Origin of the sequence: Streptomyces sp. NPDC059010, from assembly GCF_042740355.1 — a bacterium.
Classification (GTDB): Bacteria; Actinomycetota; Actinomycetes; order Streptomycetales; family Streptomycetaceae; genus Streptomyces.
This window is the reverse complement of record NZ_JBHYJA010000054.1, coordinates 60,436-73,582: the sequence shown is the minus strand read 5'-3', so window position 1 is coordinate 73,582 and position 13,147 is coordinate 60,436. Positions and strand designations below refer to the sequence as shown.

General features: G+C 71.0%; 16 protein-coding genes. 9 read left to right on the top strand and 7 right to left on the bottom strand.

Annotation, left to right across the window (positions count from 1 at the left end; translation table 11 throughout):
* Positions 1-122: 122 nt before the first annotated feature.
* Complete coding sequence (gene tuf, locus ACFWYS_RS39875; RefSeq protein WP_384780403.1) at positions 123-1,292, bottom strand: elongation factor Tu; 1,170 nt, start codon at positions 1,290-1,292, stop codon at positions 123-125.
* Positions 1,293-1,557: 265 nt separating this feature from the next.
* A complete protein-coding gene (locus ACFWYS_RS39870; RefSeq protein ID WP_384780400.1) occupies positions 1,558-2,280 on the bottom strand; it encodes a DNA alkylation repair protein in 723 nt (240 codons plus the stop codon).
* Between the two features lie 49 nt (positions 2,281-2,329).
* Here ACFWYS_RS39870 and ACFWYS_RS39865 point away from each other — a divergent pair, with 49 nt between their 5' ends.
* Positions 2,330-3,109, top strand: coding sequence for a TVP38/TMEM64 family protein (locus tag ACFWYS_RS39865; protein WP_384780397.1), 780 nt, complete (start codon positions 2,330-2,332; stop codon positions 3,107-3,109).
* A 94-nt stretch (positions 3,110-3,203) separates the two neighbouring features.
* Here ACFWYS_RS39865 and ACFWYS_RS39860 read toward each other — a convergent pair whose 3' ends face one another.
* A complete protein-coding gene (locus ACFWYS_RS39860; RefSeq protein WP_384780394.1) occupies positions 3,204-4,373 on the bottom strand; it encodes a thiolase family protein in 1,170 nt (389 codons plus the stop codon).
* Positions 4,374-4,535: 162 nt separating this feature from the next.
* Here ACFWYS_RS39860 and ACFWYS_RS39855 point away from each other — a divergent pair, with 162 nt between their 5' ends.
* The 3 genes from ACFWYS_RS39855 to ACFWYS_RS39845 all read left to right on the top strand — a co-directional run bounded on the left by ACFWYS_RS39855 (position 4,536) and on the right by ACFWYS_RS39845 (position 6,493).
* Positions 4,536-5,006, top strand: a complete 471-nt coding sequence (locus ACFWYS_RS39855; RefSeq protein ID WP_384780391.1) for a winged helix-turn-helix transcriptional regulator — start codon at positions 4,536-4,538, stop codon at positions 5,004-5,006.
* A 282-nt stretch (positions 5,007-5,288) separates the two neighbouring features.
* Positions 5,289-6,164, top strand: coding sequence for an undecaprenyl-diphosphate phosphatase (locus ACFWYS_RS39850; RefSeq protein ID WP_384780389.1), 876 nt, complete (start codon positions 5,289-5,291; stop codon positions 6,162-6,164).
* A gap of 149 nt (positions 6,165-6,313) precedes the next feature.
* The gene (locus ACFWYS_RS39845; RefSeq protein ID WP_384780386.1) at positions 6,314-6,493 is read left to right on the top strand and encodes a hypothetical protein; all 180 of its coding nucleotides are present in this window, start codon (positions 6,314-6,316) and stop codon (positions 6,491-6,493) included.
* A gap of 24 nt (positions 6,494-6,517) precedes the next feature.
* Here the strand turns inward: ACFWYS_RS39845 and ACFWYS_RS39840 are convergent, their stop codons facing one another.
* Positions 6,518-7,174 (bottom strand): DUF4291 domain-containing protein, encoded by a 657-nt coding sequence (locus ACFWYS_RS39840; RefSeq protein WP_384780383.1) that lies wholly within the window; start codon positions 7,172-7,174, stop codon positions 6,518-6,520.
* Between the two features lie 94 nt (positions 7,175-7,268).
* Between ACFWYS_RS39840 and ACFWYS_RS39835 the strand changes: the two genes are divergently transcribed.
* The gene (locus tag ACFWYS_RS39835; protein ID WP_384780380.1) at positions 7,269-7,754 is read left to right on the top strand and encodes a nuclear transport factor 2 family protein; all 486 of its coding nucleotides are present in this window, start codon (positions 7,269-7,271) and stop codon (positions 7,752-7,754) included.
* A gap of 70 nt (positions 7,755-7,824) precedes the next feature.
* Complete coding sequence (gene lnt / locus ACFWYS_RS39830; protein WP_384780377.1) at positions 7,825-9,414, top strand: apolipoprotein N-acyltransferase; 1,590 nt, start codon at positions 7,825-7,827, stop codon at positions 9,412-9,414.
* On the opposite strand, the gene ACFWYS_RS39825 is transcribed toward lnt, so the two are convergent.
* Positions 9,338-10,243 (bottom strand): Gfo/Idh/MocA family protein, encoded by a 906-nt coding sequence (locus ACFWYS_RS39825; protein WP_384780374.1) that lies wholly within the window; start codon positions 10,241-10,243, stop codon positions 9,338-9,340. The two genes, lnt and ACFWYS_RS39825, sit on opposite strands and share 77 nt — an antisense overlap.
* 13 nt (positions 10,244-10,256) lie before the next feature.
* Positions 10,257-10,436 carry a hypothetical protein gene (locus ACFWYS_RS39820; RefSeq protein ID WP_384780371.1) on the bottom strand — a complete coding sequence of 60 codons (180 nt, stop codon included), beginning with the start codon at positions 10,434-10,436 and terminating at the stop codon, positions 10,257-10,259.
* A gap of 204 nt (positions 10,437-10,640) precedes the next feature.
* On the opposite strand from ACFWYS_RS39820, the gene ACFWYS_RS39815 reads away from it, so the two are divergent.
* The 3 genes from ACFWYS_RS39815 (at position 10,641) to ACFWYS_RS39805 (ending at position 12,416) form a co-directional block, all read left to right on the top strand.
* On the top strand, positions 10,641-11,261 hold the full coding sequence (locus tag ACFWYS_RS39815; protein WP_384780368.1) for a TetR/AcrR family transcriptional regulator: 621 nt from the start codon (positions 10,641-10,643) through the stop codon (positions 11,259-11,261).
* 29 nt (positions 11,262-11,290) lie between these two features.
* Positions 11,291-11,803: a DinB family protein gene (locus tag ACFWYS_RS39810; protein ID WP_384780365.1), complete on the top strand. Its 513-nt coding sequence runs from the start codon at positions 11,291-11,293 to the stop codon at positions 11,801-11,803.
* Between the two features lie 112 nt (positions 11,804-11,915).
* A complete protein-coding gene (locus ACFWYS_RS39805; protein ID WP_384780362.1) occupies positions 11,916-12,416 on the top strand; it encodes a hypothetical protein in 501 nt (166 codons plus the stop codon).
* A 100-nt stretch (positions 12,417-12,516) separates the two neighbouring features.
* Here ACFWYS_RS39805 and ACFWYS_RS39800 read toward each other — a convergent pair whose 3' ends face one another.
* Complete coding sequence (locus ACFWYS_RS39800; RefSeq protein ID WP_384780359.1) at positions 12,517-12,972, bottom strand: hypothetical protein; 456 nt, start codon at positions 12,970-12,972, stop codon at positions 12,517-12,519.
* Positions 12,973-13,147 lie beyond the last annotated feature (175 nt).

Sequence of the window (13,147 nt, the reverse complement as noted above, 5' to 3'; positions counted from 1 at the left end):
TTATTGTGTGTGCGTCACACATAGTTTTTTCGTGCGCGGTCGACACCCACCCCCCCCGCCCCCCGGGGGACTGCGCGACCAGCCACAACGGCCCCGCAGTCCCCCACACACCGCAACCACCCTCACTCGACGGCTGTCACGGTCCCCGCCCCCACGGTCCTGCCACCCTCACGAATGGCGAACCCGAGCCCCGGCTCCAAAGGCACCTCACGCCCCAGCTCAACGGTCATCGCGACCGTCTCCCCGGGCCGCGCGACAGCCACCTCACCTAGGTCGATGTCCCCCACCACATCCGCCGTACGAATGTAGAACTGAGGCCGATACCCACTGGAAACCGGCGTCGAACGACCGCCCTCACGCGTCGACAGCACATACACCTGCGCGGAGAACCGGCGCTTCGGCACCACACTCCCCGGTGCCGCGACCACATGCCCCCGCCGGACGGCGTCCCGCGGAACGCCGCGCAGCAGCAGCGCCACGTTGTCCCCGGCCTGCGCCTCGTCCATCGGCTTGCCGAAGGTCTCCAGACCGGTGACCACGGTCTCGACCTCGGCCCCGAGCACTTCGACCCGGTCACCCACCCGCACGGTGCCCCTTTCCACGGCCCCGGTGACGACGGTCCCCCGGCCGGTGATCGTGAGCACGTTCTCCACGGGCAGCAGGAACGGCGCGTCCACATACCGCTCCGGCATCGGAACGTAGGTGTCCACCGCGTCGAGCAGCGCCTCGATGGACGCCGTCCACTGGGGGTCCCCCTCCAGCGCCTTCAGCCCCGAGACCCGTACGACGGGCGCGGCGTCGCCGCCGTAGCCGTGCTCGGTGAGCAGGTCGCGGACCTCCAGCTCGACGAGGTCGATGAGCTCCTCGTCGCCCGCGTCGGCCTTGTTGAGGGCGACGACGATGTGGTCGACGCCCACCTGCCGGGCGAGCAGGACGTGTTCGGCGGTCTGCGGCATGATCCCGTCGAGCGCGGAGACGACGAGGATCGCCCCGTCGAGCTGCGCGGCGCCGGTGACCATGTTCTTGACGTAGTCGGCGTGGCCGGGCATGTCGACGTGCGCGTAGTGGCGGGTGTCGGTCTCGTACTCGACGTGCGCGATGTTGATGGTGATGCCGCGCGCGGCCTCCTCCGGCGCCCGGTCGATGCGGTCGAAGGGCACGAACGTGCCGGACCCGCGCTCGGCGAGCACCTTGGTGATGGCGGCGGTCAACGTGGTCTTGCCGTGGTCGACATGACCCATGGTGCCGATGTTCAGATGCGGTTTGGTGCGCACGTATGCCGTCTTGGACATGGCTGTACCTCGAAGTCTCTACAGAATTCTCTGTGCCGGAGAGGGGGACCCCAAGGACTTGCCGACCCTCCCCCTGCGGGGTCCGCCGGACTTTCCGGAGAGGGTCAGCTTCGGGCGCCGTCGATTGCGGCCAGGAAGACCGGAACGGCAGCCTTCGGAGCATCCGCGACTGCGGATGCTGCGAGGACGAAGGCGTGCCGGAACATGACGTCGATCATCGTCGACGCCTTGCCCGACGTCGAATGGTTTTTCGCGGTAGGGGACTTCAGGCGCCGATGTTCTTCAGCGCCTCCCGCACCGACAGCGGCGCGAACCTTCCCCGTTCCCGCGCCAGGAAGTCCCGTACGGCGTCCGGGTCGGTCTTGGCGTACTCGCGCAGGCACCAGCCGATGGCCTTGCGGATGAAGAAGTCGGGGTGGCCGGACTGGCGCAGGCAGTAGGTGAAGAGGCGTTCGGTGTCGGTCTGTTCCTTGTAGCGCAGCTGGTGGAGCAGTGCCGTGCGGGCGACCCACAGGTCGTCGTCCACGCTCCAGGCGTCCATGTCCGCGGCGAGCTTCGGATCGGCGGCGACGAGTGCGCCGACGACGTGGGCGGCGAGCAGGTCGACGGTGTCCCACCAGGAGACGGTGGTGATCAGGCGCCGGACCACCGGCAGGAAGGCGGAGGAGCAGCGCGCCACGTGCCGGCGCAGATAGTCGACGGCGAAGTAGTGGTACTCGCGCTCGGGCAGCTGCCAGCAGCGCAGGGCGATGGCGGTGCAGTCGGTCTCGTCGGGGCGGGGTGTGCCCTGGACGACGGCACGGGACAGGGCGCGGCGGGCCGGGGTCGTGAGGCCCAGGAAAGGGGCCGCGTCCTTCATGTACGCCCGCATGGACACGGCACGTCCGGGGTCGGCCGCCGGGCCGTAGGCGGCGGTGAGCCGCTCCAGTACGGTGTCGGCCAGGGCACTGCGCGGAACTTCCAGTGTTCCCGTACCTGTGACGCCCATGAGACGAACCATACGGCGATCACACATCTTCGTCGGTTACTGTCGCCGAATGCTCGATGCCACCACCCGCTCTGGGGGCACCGCAACGGCCTCTTCGGGGGCCGCCGCCACGGAGCTCACCGTCCCCGCGCCCGTTGCGGCGCCCGTCCCGGCGACTTTTGCCGTGCGCTGCACGAGAGTGCTGCTCTCGCCGTGGTCGCGGCTGTCCCTGCTGCTGGTCCTGCTCGCGGCGGGCGCGACGTCCGTGCTGCTCTTCGAGCCGCACAGGCTCCTGGCCCACGGCTGGCCACCCCACGTCGCCGGCCCGGCCGCGGTGGTGCTGTTCGCCGTGGCGTACGGGCTGGTCACGGTGGCGTTCGTGCCGCGGCCGCTGCTGAACCTCGCGGCGGGCGCGCTCTTCGGCTCGGCGCTGGGCATGGGCGCCGCCATGGCCGGCACCGTGATCGGCGCCGCGATCTCGTTCGCGCTCGGCCGGATGCTCGGCCAGGACGCGCTGCGCCCGCTGCTGCGCGGGCGGCTGCTCAAGGCGGCGGACAGGCAGTTCAGCAAGCACGGTTTCCGGTCGATGCTGGCGGTGCGGCTGTTCCCGGGGGTGCCGTTCTGGGCCGCGAACTACGCCGCCGCCGTCTCCCGCATGGGTTACGTCCCCTTTCTGCTCGCCACGGCGCTCGGGTCGATCCCCAACATCGGCGCCTATGTCGTCGCCGGGGCCCGGGCCTCGCAGCCGACGTCCCCGGTGTTCCTGATCGCGGTGGCCGCGATCGCGCTGCCGGCTCTGGCGGGCGCGGTGGTGGCCTGGCGCAAACGCCACCACCTGCGCCGCGCCTGAGCCGGTCGAACCGGGACGGCCTTCGGACCGGCTCAGTGACCGGCGTACAGGCCGACGTTCAGGCCGACGTTCAGGCCGACGTTCAGGGCGGTTCTCAGACCGTCTCGATGATCATCGCGTTGGCGAGGCCGCCCGCCTCGCACATCGTCTGCAGCGCATAGCGGGCGCCGCGCTCGCGCAGGGCGTGGACCAGGGTCGTCGTCAGCCGGGTGCCGCTCGCGCCCAGCGGATGGCCGAGGGCGATCGCGCCGCCGTGCACATTGACCTTGGCGAGGTCGGCGCCGGTCTCCTGCTGCCAGGCCAGGACGACGCTGGAGAATGCCTCGTTGACCTCGAAGAGATCGATGTCGTCGAGGGACAGGTTCGCCCGGCGCAGCACCTTCTCCGTCGCCGGGATCACTCCGGTGAGCATGAGGATCGGGTCGGAACCGGTCACGGCGAAGCTGTGCAGCCGGGCGAGGGGGCGCAGGCCCAGACGGGCCGCGGTCTCGCCGGAGGTGATGAGGACGGCGGAGGCGCCGTCGTTGACGGGGCTGGCGTTGCCCGCGGTGACGTTCCACTCGATCTGCGGGAAACGCTCCGCGAACGCCGGGTCGTAGTACGCGGGCTTGAGGCCGGCCAGGATCTCGGGGGTGCTGCCGGGACGTACGCACTCGTCGCGCGAGACACCCTCCAGGGGCGCGACCTCGGCGTCGAAGAGGCCCTTGTCCCAGGCGGCGGCCGCCTTGCGGTGCGAGGAGACGGCGAACGCGTCCATCTGCTCGCGCGTGATCGACCACTTGGCGGCGATCAGCTCGGCGCTGACGCCCTGCGGCACGAGCCCCTCCGGGTAGCGCTCGGCGACGCCGGGGCCGAAGGGGTCCTTGCCGGGCGGCACGTTCGACCACATCGGGACCCGGCTCATCGACTCCACGCCACAGGCGACGACCAGGTCGTACGCGCCCGAGACGACCCCCTGGGCGGCGAAGTGCACGGCCTGCTGGGAGGAGCCGCACTGGCGGTCCACGGTGGTCGCGGGCACCGTCTCCGGGAAGCCCGCCGACAGGGCGGCGTAGCGGGTGGTGTTCATGGCCTGCTCGCCGACCTGGTCGACGGTGCCGCCGATGACGTCGTCGATCAGCGCCGGGTCGACGCCCGAGCGCTCGACGAGGGTGCGCAGGGTGTGGGCGAGGAGTTCGACGGGATGGACGTGCGCCAGGGCGCCGTTCGGCTTGCCCTTGCCTATGGGGGTGCGTACGGCTTCGACGATGACTGCGTCACGCATGGTGCGGGCCTCCTTGGCCGCCGGCGGTGACCGGCACTGCGGCCGGTGTGGCGACCGGCTCGATTACCGGTGAGTAGGAAATCCAAACTCACCATAGCCCGCAGGGTTGGAAAATCAAACCCAATAAGTTGGAAAGTCGAACCCTCCCCTAGACTGAGCGCCATGGCCGCCACCAAAGACCCGCGCCCCTGCTCCATCGCCGACGCCCTGGCACTCGTCGGCGAGAAGTACTCCCTGCTCGTCCTGCGCGAGGTGTGCCTGGGCAACGGCCGCTTCGACCAGCTCGTCCGCAACATCGGCGCCCCGCGCGACATCCTGGCCACCCGGCTGCGCCGCCTCGTCGACGCCGGAATCCTGGCCAAGCACACCTACAGCGAGCGCCCGCAGCGGTTCGAGTACCGGCCCACGCAGGCCGGCCTTGAGCTGGAGCCGGTGCTGATGACCCTCATGGCGTGGGGAGACCGCCACCTACGGGGGGACGGCGACCGCCCCATGGTGATCGAGCACGTCTGCGGCAACGAACTGGTCCCGGTCGTCACCTGCCGGGCCTGCGGCGACGCGGTACACCACGAGGACCTCAAGGCCCACCCCCAGGCACCCGGCTGGTCGGTGGCGGGGCCGACGGCGGCCTGACCGACACGGCGGCCAGGCCCGCGCGGGTCCGCAGGCCCGCGCTCACCAGGGATGCGTCTCCAGATACACGGCAAGCGCTTTCGGTCCGCAGCAACGCAAGCCGCGGCCCCGCCGCAGGTCAACACCGATATGACGGGGCCCGGCGGGCTCCCGCCCCAGCCCCCTGTGCCGGAGCCGTCATCGCGGGACGCTACGCTGCCCCTCGACACTCGCGATCACTGCGCCGCCGACGCGGTGTCCTGTCGCTCCTTGCCACCATCAGCACTTGGACTCCCTACCTTCATGTCTTGGTTCGAATCACTCATCCTCGGACTCGTCCAGGGACTGACCGAGTTCCTCCCCGTGTCCTCCAGCGCGCATCTGCGGCTGACCGCGGCGTTCTCGGGCTGGGAGGACCCCGGCGCGGCCTTCACGGCGATCACCCAGATCGGCACGGAGCTCGCGGTGCTGATCTACTTCCGCAAGGACATCGGGCGGATCATCTCGGCGTGGCTGCGGTCGCTGACCAGCAAGGAGATGCGGCAGGACCACGACGCGCAGATGGGCTGGCTGGTGATCGTCGGCTCGATCCCGATCGGCGTGCTCGGTCTGACGTTCAAGGACCAGATCGAGGGCCCCTTCCGTGATCTGCGCATCACGGCGACGATGCTGATCGTCGTGGGCATCATCATCGGCGTCGCCGACCGGCTGGCGGCCCGTGACGAGTCGGGCGGCCGGCACCGCGCAGCCAAGCAGCGCAAGGGGCTTGAGGACCTGAACGCGCGCGACGGCCTCATCTACGGCATGTGCCAGGCCATGGCCCTCGTCCCCGGAGTCTCCCGCTCCGGCGCCACCATCAGCGGCGGCCTCTTCATGGGCTACAACCGTGAGGCCGCGGCCCGCTACTCCTTCCTCCTCGCGATCCCGGCCGTGCTCGCCTCCGGCCTCTTCGAGCTCAAGGACGCGATGGAGAGCGACCATGTCTCCTGGGGCCCGACGATCTTCGCCACGGTGATCGCCTTCGCGACGGGTTACGCGGTCATCGCCTGGTTCATGAAGTTCATCTCGACCAAGAGCTTCATGCCGTTCGTCTGGTACCGCATCGCACTCGGCATCGTCATCATCGCCCTGGTGACCGCGGGCGTCCTGAGCCCGCACGCCGCGGAATCGGCGGGCTGACGAGCCGAGTTGGGGAGCGGCCGGGCAGCCGGTTTCATTGACCCACGAGTCAGTACGAGGGCCCCGTCCGGAAATCCGTGACCAATCACATACGTTCTGTGTAGCCGTCCGGTAGCGCGCTGTCAGTCCTTGCCCCTAGGCTTGTCCGCATGTCCCCCCTTTCCTTAGGCCCTGGTTCCGTGCGGTCTGCTGCCGAAGTGAACGAGGAGATACGCGCCCTGTGGCTGCGCGCGGGCGGCTCCCTGTCGACTCAGGAGCGCGCGGAGTACGAGCTGCTGGTCGTCGAGTGGGCGGCCGCGATCCGCAGTGCGGTCATCGAGGCGGCTTGACGATCGAGGCGGCCTGAAGCGTCCCTAGGCCCGCAGATGACCGAGGACGTCGTCCTCCAGCGGAACGGGCCGCTCCCGCGGCAACAACTCGGCCGCACGCCCCAGTTCACCCGCACGCACGCACGCGTGGATCTCCCGCGCGAGCGGCGTCACGTCCTCGATGCCGACGATCCACTCGTCCGCGTACCGCGCCGTCGCCTCACCCGCGAGCCCCAGTTGCAGCGAGCGGTACGGCAGGGCGTCGAGATGCAGATCCCGCTCCGGATCCCACTGCACACGCGCGGGCGCCGCCCTCAACTGCCGCTTCCAGGCCTGCCGGTCACCGTGCAGCTCGGGGACGTAGTGCGAGAGGCACGCGTGCCGTAGCGCCCAGACCAGGCCCTCCCGCCTGATCTCGACGGCGAGGACGGTCTCCTGACTCTCCTTCATGGCCCAGCCGCAGCGGTACATCATCCACAGGAACGACGGCTTGATCCAGGTCATCCGGTCGCGGCTCCAGGACGGCGGAAAGCGGCCGTCACGGGCGGCGGCCAGGCCGATCCCGGGCTGGTACGCCTGGTAGACCGTCACCGTGGACTCGGTGTGCTGTGCGCGGATGCGGAACCTCGGTTCCTGCTGGACGTGCGGGTCGTTCTTTTTGTACTGCTCGTTCTGTTCGTACTGCTCGTTCTGCTCGTTCACGCAGGACAGCCTCGCCGCCTTCTCCCCCCGGCATCCACCGAATATCGCTGCACGCCCTCTTGGCTCCGCCCACCTCATGGTCAACACTGAGCCGATGACGCAGCGTGTGGAACTCGCCACCCTGAGGGACCGGCTGGCGGTCGACGAAGTGATCACCGATTACGCGGTGGCCGTGGACGACGCGGACTGGCCGGCGTACCGGAGTCTGTTCACGTCCGACGGTCGCGCGGACTACCGCTCGGCCGGCGGTATCGAGGGAGACGCCGGAAGTGTCGCCGCGTGGCTCGCGGAGAGCATGCGGCTGTTCTCGATGCGGCAGCATCTCATCGTCAACCGCCGGGTGCGCTTCGGGACCCTGGAGCAGGACACCGGCGACACGGCCAGGGTCCAGGCCGACTACGTCAATCCGATGCGGTTCGCCGAGAACGGCGAGCACACCTCCGCCCCCGACTTCGTGTGCGGCGGCCGCTACTCCTTCGGGCTGCTGCGGACGTACGACGGCTGGCGGCTGCGCGAGGTGGTCGTACAGGAGAAATGGCGCCGTCTGCCCGAACGGACCGCACCGGCGGTGATCGACTGAGCGGGCGTCCACTGTCCCACTGTCAGTGCCTGCGAGCACACTGGAAGGACCACGGGTAGGGAGACGCCGCATGAAGACGATCAGCCACTGGCTCGCTTCGCCGTGGCGGCGTTCGACCGTAGCCGTTCTGGCCGGTGCGCTGCCCGTGCTCGCCTTCCCCGAGCCGTCGCTGTGGTGGTTCGCGTATGTCGCCCTGGTCCCGTGGATCGCGCTGCTGCGCACCTCGCCGACCGGGAGGCGGGCCCTATACGACGGCTGGTGGGGCGGGTTCGGCTTCATGCTGGCGATGCACCACTGGCTGCTGCCGAACCTGCATGTGTTCACGTTCGTCATCGCCGCCCTGCTCGGCGCGCTGTGGGCCCCCTGGGGCTGGCTGGTCCGTCGCTTCCTGGGCCCGCCGAGACCCTCCGTCGGCCGAGTGGCGGCGGCGCTCGTCGTCCTGCCGTCCGGTTGGCTGATGGTCGAGCTCGTCCGCTCCTGGCAGGGGCTCGGCGGGCCGTGGGGCGTGCTGGGCTCCAGTCAGTGGGAGGTGGAGCCCGCGCTGCGGATCGCCTCGGTGGGCGGGGTGTGGCTGATCAGCTTCCTGGTGGTGGCCGTCAATGTCGCGGTCGCCGTGCTGGTGGCGGTGCGCAGCTCCCGGGCACCCGCCGTGGCCGGTCTGCTCGCCACGGCCGTCGCCGGCTCGGCGGTCTGGGTGTGGTCCCCGCGCCCCGACGTCCATGACCGGGTCCGGATCGCCGTAGTACAGCCCGGTGTGATCGAGGGCGCCGACGCCGGCAAGGCCGACCGGCGATTCGACCGGGAGGAGCAGCTCACGCGCGAGCTGGCCGGTCAGAGCGTCGACCTGGTCGTCTGGGGCGAGAGCAGCGTCGGCTTCGACCTGGACGACCGGCCCGACTTCGCGCGCCGGCTCGCGGCGCTCTCGCGCGAGACGGGGGCGGACATCCTGGTCAACGTGGACGCGCGGCGCTCCGACAAGCCGGGCATCTATAAGAGCTCGATCCTGATCGGCCCGGACGGCCCGACCGGCGCCCGCTACGACAAGATGCGGCTGGTCCCCTTCGGGGAGTACATACCGATGCGCTCGATGCTGGGCTGGGCGACCTCCGTGGGCAAGGCGGCAGCCGAGGACCGCAGGCAGGGCACGCGGCAGGTCGTCATGGACGCCGGGCACGGACTGCGCATCGGCCCGATGGTCTGCTTCGAGTCGGCGTTCTCCGACATGAGCCGCAATCTCGCGGACGACGGCGCCGAGGTCCTCATCGCCCAGTCGGCGACATCGACGTTCCAGCAGAGCTGGGCGCCGGAGCAGCACGCGTCGCTGGCCGCGCTGCGGGCCGCCGAGACGGGCCGGCCGATGGTGCACGCGACACTGACCGGCGTCTCGGCCGTGTACGGCCCGAGCGGGGAGCGCATCGGCTCGTGGCTGGGTACGAGCGCGAGCACGAGCACGGTCTACGAGGTGCCGCTGGCCGGTGGCACCACGCCGTATGTCCGCTTCGGCGAGTGGCCGGTGTACGCGGCGCTGCTGATCATGGCGGCCTGGGGCGTGAGCGAGGGCGTCCGGACCCTGCGACCGCGGTTCAGGCGGCCCGCTCCTGAACCGCGCGTACGACCCGCTCGCACAGCTCATGGGTCGCCAGCGCGTCCCGGGCGCTGAGCACCTTCCCTGCCCGCACGGCGTCGAGGAAGGCGAGCACCGCCTGCTCGATGCCGCGCTGCCGGGCCACCGGCACCCAGTCCCCGCGGCGCCGCACGGTCGGCTGGCCCTTGTGGTCGATGACCTCGGCGAGGTTGAGGACCTGCCGCTTGGTGTCCTGCCCGGACACCTCCAGGATCTCCTCGGCCGAGCCGCTGAGCCGGTTCATCACACCGAGCGCGGTGAAGCCGTCCCCGGCGAGCTGCAGCACGACGTGGTGCAGCAGCCCGCCCTCGACGCGAGCGCGCACGGTGACGTCGTCGACCGGGCCCGGCGCCAGGAAGCGCAGGGTGTCCACGACGTGGATGAAGTCGTCCAGGATCATCGAGCGCGGTTCCTCCGGCAGCCCGATCCGGTTCTTCTGCATGAGGATCAGCTCGCGCGGATGGTCGGCGCACTGTGCGTAGCCGGGGGCGTAACGCCGGTTGAAGCCGACGGCGAGGCTCACGTCCCGCCGCTCGGCGAGCGCCACCAGCCGCTCGGACTCGTCGAGTCGATAGGCGAGCGGCTTGTCGACGTACGTCGGTACGCCCGCCTCCAGCAGCCGGGTCACGATCTCCGGGTGCGCGACGGTGGGCGCGTGCACGAAGGCGGCGTCGAGGCCCTGGGCGAGGAGCGAGTCGAGGCTCTCGTGCCGCTGCCCGGCCGGAAGATGGAGGCCGTCGGCGACCCGGGCGAGCGTCGCGGGCGTACGCGTCTGCAGATGCAGTTCGACCCCCGGCTGCCCGCCCAGCACCGGCAGGTACGCCTTCTGCGCGATGTCACCGAGTCCGATGCAGCCGACCTTCACGGGGTTGTCTCCTCTAGCGGTTGCCGGCCGGTCCACCGGTTGCCTGCCGGGTCTTCCGGGCAGCATACGGCGACCGCGGGGGCCGCCGGTCGGCGAAGTTCTCGAACCCCCGCAGGAACAGCGGCGGCCCGGCCCTGGACTGCACGGCGAACGCCGCGTTCCGCACGGCGATGCCGGTGCGACCGGTCCTCATGTTCAGCCGGGCGACCTTGACGGCCTGGAAGGCGATGGCGGTCGTACGCGGGAGGCAGGGCTGCCGTGCAGACGGCCAGGTCGTCGCTGGGGCAGGGTGGCGACCTCCTCCCGAGAGAAGATCGGGATCAGATCCAACTACAGAAGTAGTGCAACAGTGGGCCGACTCTACTACGCCCGTAGTGTGCCGGGTAGGTTGATCTCCATGCCCGTACGCACCGCCGGCGGCTCCCGTGCCGATCTCGTCGCCGACACCGCCCTCACCCTGCTCGCCGATCGCGGAATGCGCGGGCTCACACACCGGGCCGTCGACGAGACGGCCGGGCTCCCCCCGGGCTCCACGTCGAACGTCGCCCGCACCCGGCAGGCGCTGCTGGAACTGACGGTGCGGCGGCTCGCCGACCGCGAGGCACGCGTCCTGACGCTGGAGGAGATGCCGGACCCACGCGGCGGCCTCGACTCGCTGGTGAACGGCCTGGCCCTGGCGACGCACCGCGCCCTGACCAGCGGCCGCGAACTCACCCTCGCCCGCTACGAACTGGCTCTGGAGGCCACGCGCCGCCCCGAGCTGCGCACCTACTTCGACGCCAAGGGCGGGCGCTTCCGCGACCAGCTCACCGCCCTGGTCACCGCGCTGGGATCGACCGACCCGGCCCGGCACGTGCTGTCCCTGGTCGCCTGGGCGGACGGGCTGATGTTCAGCTGTGTGGCCGGGTCCTACAGCACCGAAGTGCCCAGCCTGGACGAAGTCCGCGCGGGGCTGCGCGAGTTACTCGCCGGGATGTCCGGTCCGGGCGAGCCCGGGGGCAGCGAAAACCCCTCGTGATCCGGCACCCGTTGAGCGAGGATGCGGGCATGACGACAGAACGCCGAGAGCCCGCCACCACCGCCGACGAACGCACGATGCTGGAGGGCTGGCTGGACTACCACCGCCAGACCCTCGCCTGGAAGTGCGAGGGCCTGACCGACGCCCAGCTCAGGACCGCCTCCGTGGAGCCGTCCGAGCTGAGCCTGATGGGGCTGGTGCGGCACATGGCGGAGGTGGAGCGGGGCTGGTTCCGCAAGGTGCTCACGGCCGAGGACGCCGGCCCGATCTACTACACCGACGAGGACCAGGACGGTGAGTTCCACCTCTCGGAGTCGGACACCTGGGCGGAGGCGTACGCCACCTGGCAGTCCGAGATCGAGACCGCGCGGCGCAACGCGGCCCGCTTCGGCCTCGACGACCTCTCCGAGGGCAAGAGCCGGCGGACCGGCGAGCAGTTCAACCTGCGCTGGATCTACACCCACATGATCGAGGAGTACGCCCGCCACAACGGCCACGCCGACCTGGTCCGCGAGCGTCTCGACGGCGCGACGGGCGACTGACGTCAGCCGGGACGGAAGCGCGCCGCCCGTACGGGGTCAGAGATCACCCGTGCGGATCAACCTATCGTCGTCCTGGGTCCCAACGGCCGCCGGAACCACCAGAGTTGCGCGCGTGCATCGAACGACGACCACCGCAACGCTCCTGGTCACCGTGGCCGTCTCGGCCCTCTCCGGCTGTACGACGGTCCAGCAGTCGGCGGTACCCGTCCCACCGCCGCCGACACCGTCCCAGCCGTCGGCGCCCCGGGCGGACGGGCCGACGGAACAGCCGGTCGTCCAGGCACCGGCGCGCGAGGCCCTGACGCTCATCGGCCCGTCCCGCCGCCCGCAGCCCACGCCGTCCGCCGCGCTCTCCAGGTCCGCCGCCGCACCGGCGCCCCAGCCTCCGGCGCCGCACACCCACCCGCACGGCCGTCCCGAGCACCACGCACCCCGCCGTCCCTCCGTCGACGCCCCGAAGCGACCGCCGGTGAAGGCCCCCGACGTACCGGAGCCGGTCGGCCGCGCGGAAGCCCCGAAGCACGGGGACGTCTGCACGATGGGCAGGAAGTACGGCGGCTGGAAGACGGACAGCCCGGAGTCGACGATCTGCGACCAGACGTACGGCCAGTGAGAGGCAGGGGCGGCAGCGCCGCCGGGCCGGCGTCGGCGCGCGGCCTCGTCGGCCCGGCTCAGCCGCGGTCGGCGGGCGAGCCGAGAGCCGGTCCCGACTCCTAGGGCCCCTCCCCCAACCACCCCTCCAGCCGCCGCATCTCCGCCCGCACCCCGTCCCCGTAACCGTCGTCCCCCAACACCCCCGCCGCGCCCCGAGCCCGGCTCAGATGCACCCGCGCGGCCTCCATGCGGTCGAGCTTCACATAGTCGGCGGCGAGATTCAGATGCAGCGAGGGATACAGGGCCCGTACGGCAAGCCCGCCCCCGGCGCCCTCCGCCTCGGTCAGTGCCCGCAGATCCCACGCCAGCTCGTCCGAGGGGTCGTCCTGGGTGTCCGCGAGGTAGTGGGCCAGTGTGCAGCGGTGCAGTGGGTCGCCGTCCTCGCCGAGCTCCGTCCACAGGTCCAGCAGCCGGCGCCGGGCCTCCTCGCGGTCGCCCGCGTGATGGAGGATGACGACCTGCCCGATCCGGGTCAGCACCGCATCGGGCGCCGCCTGCTCCTGTTGCTCCGCCACCGCGTCCTCCGGGCTCGTCGGATGATCTCTCCGACGCTAACGGCCCCCACCGGCGATCCGGGGCAGGCGGCTCCGTACGGCAGCGGGCCGGGGGCGCGCCCGCGCGGCCCCCCGGCGGGGGCGCCGCGGGGCCGGGATGGGCCCACCCACACCACGAGGGCCCCACCCGGCCCCC

What these genes read in the sequence shown, in the direction of transcription:
- tuf (WP_384780403.1), bottom strand. Translation starts at nt 1,292, where the DNA reads ATGTCCAAGACGGCATACGTGCGCACCAAACCGCATCTGAACATCGGC.
- ACFWYS_RS39870 (WP_384780400.1), bottom strand. Translation starts at nt 2,280, where the DNA reads ATGGGCGTCACAGGTACGGGAACACTGGAAGTTCCGCGCAGTGCCCTG.
- ACFWYS_RS39865 (WP_384780397.1), top strand. Translation starts at nt 2,330, where the DNA reads ATGCTCGATGCCACCACCCGCTCTGGGGGCACCGCAACGGCCTCTTCG.
- ACFWYS_RS39860 (WP_384780394.1), bottom strand. Translation starts at nt 4,373, where the DNA reads ATGCGTGACGCAGTCATCGTCGAAGCCGTACGCACCCCCATAGGCAAG.
- ACFWYS_RS39855 (WP_384780391.1), top strand. Translation starts at nt 4,536, where the DNA reads ATGGCCGCCACCAAAGACCCGCGCCCCTGCTCCATCGCCGACGCCCTG.
- ACFWYS_RS39850 (WP_384780389.1), top strand. Translation starts at nt 5,289, where the DNA reads ATGTCTTGGTTCGAATCACTCATCCTCGGACTCGTCCAGGGACTGACC.
- ACFWYS_RS39845 (WP_384780386.1), top strand. Translation starts at nt 6,314, where the DNA reads ATGTCCCCCCTTTCCTTAGGCCCTGGTTCCGTGCGGTCTGCTGCCGAA.
- ACFWYS_RS39835 (WP_384780380.1), top strand. Translation starts at nt 7,269, where the DNA reads ATGACGCAGCGTGTGGAACTCGCCACCCTGAGGGACCGGCTGGCGGTC.
- lnt (WP_384780377.1), top strand. Translation starts at nt 7,825, where the DNA reads ATGAAGACGATCAGCCACTGGCTCGCTTCGCCGTGGCGGCGTTCGACC.
- ACFWYS_RS39820 (WP_384780371.1), bottom strand. Translation starts at nt 10,436, where the DNA reads ATGAGGACCGGTCGCACCGGCATCGCCGTGCGGAACGCGGCGTTCGCC.
- ACFWYS_RS39815 (WP_384780368.1), top strand. Translation starts at nt 10,641, where the DNA reads ATGCCCGTACGCACCGCCGGCGGCTCCCGTGCCGATCTCGTCGCCGAC.
- ACFWYS_RS39810 (WP_384780365.1), top strand. Translation starts at nt 11,291, where the DNA reads ATGACGACAGAACGCCGAGAGCCCGCCACCACCGCCGACGAACGCACG.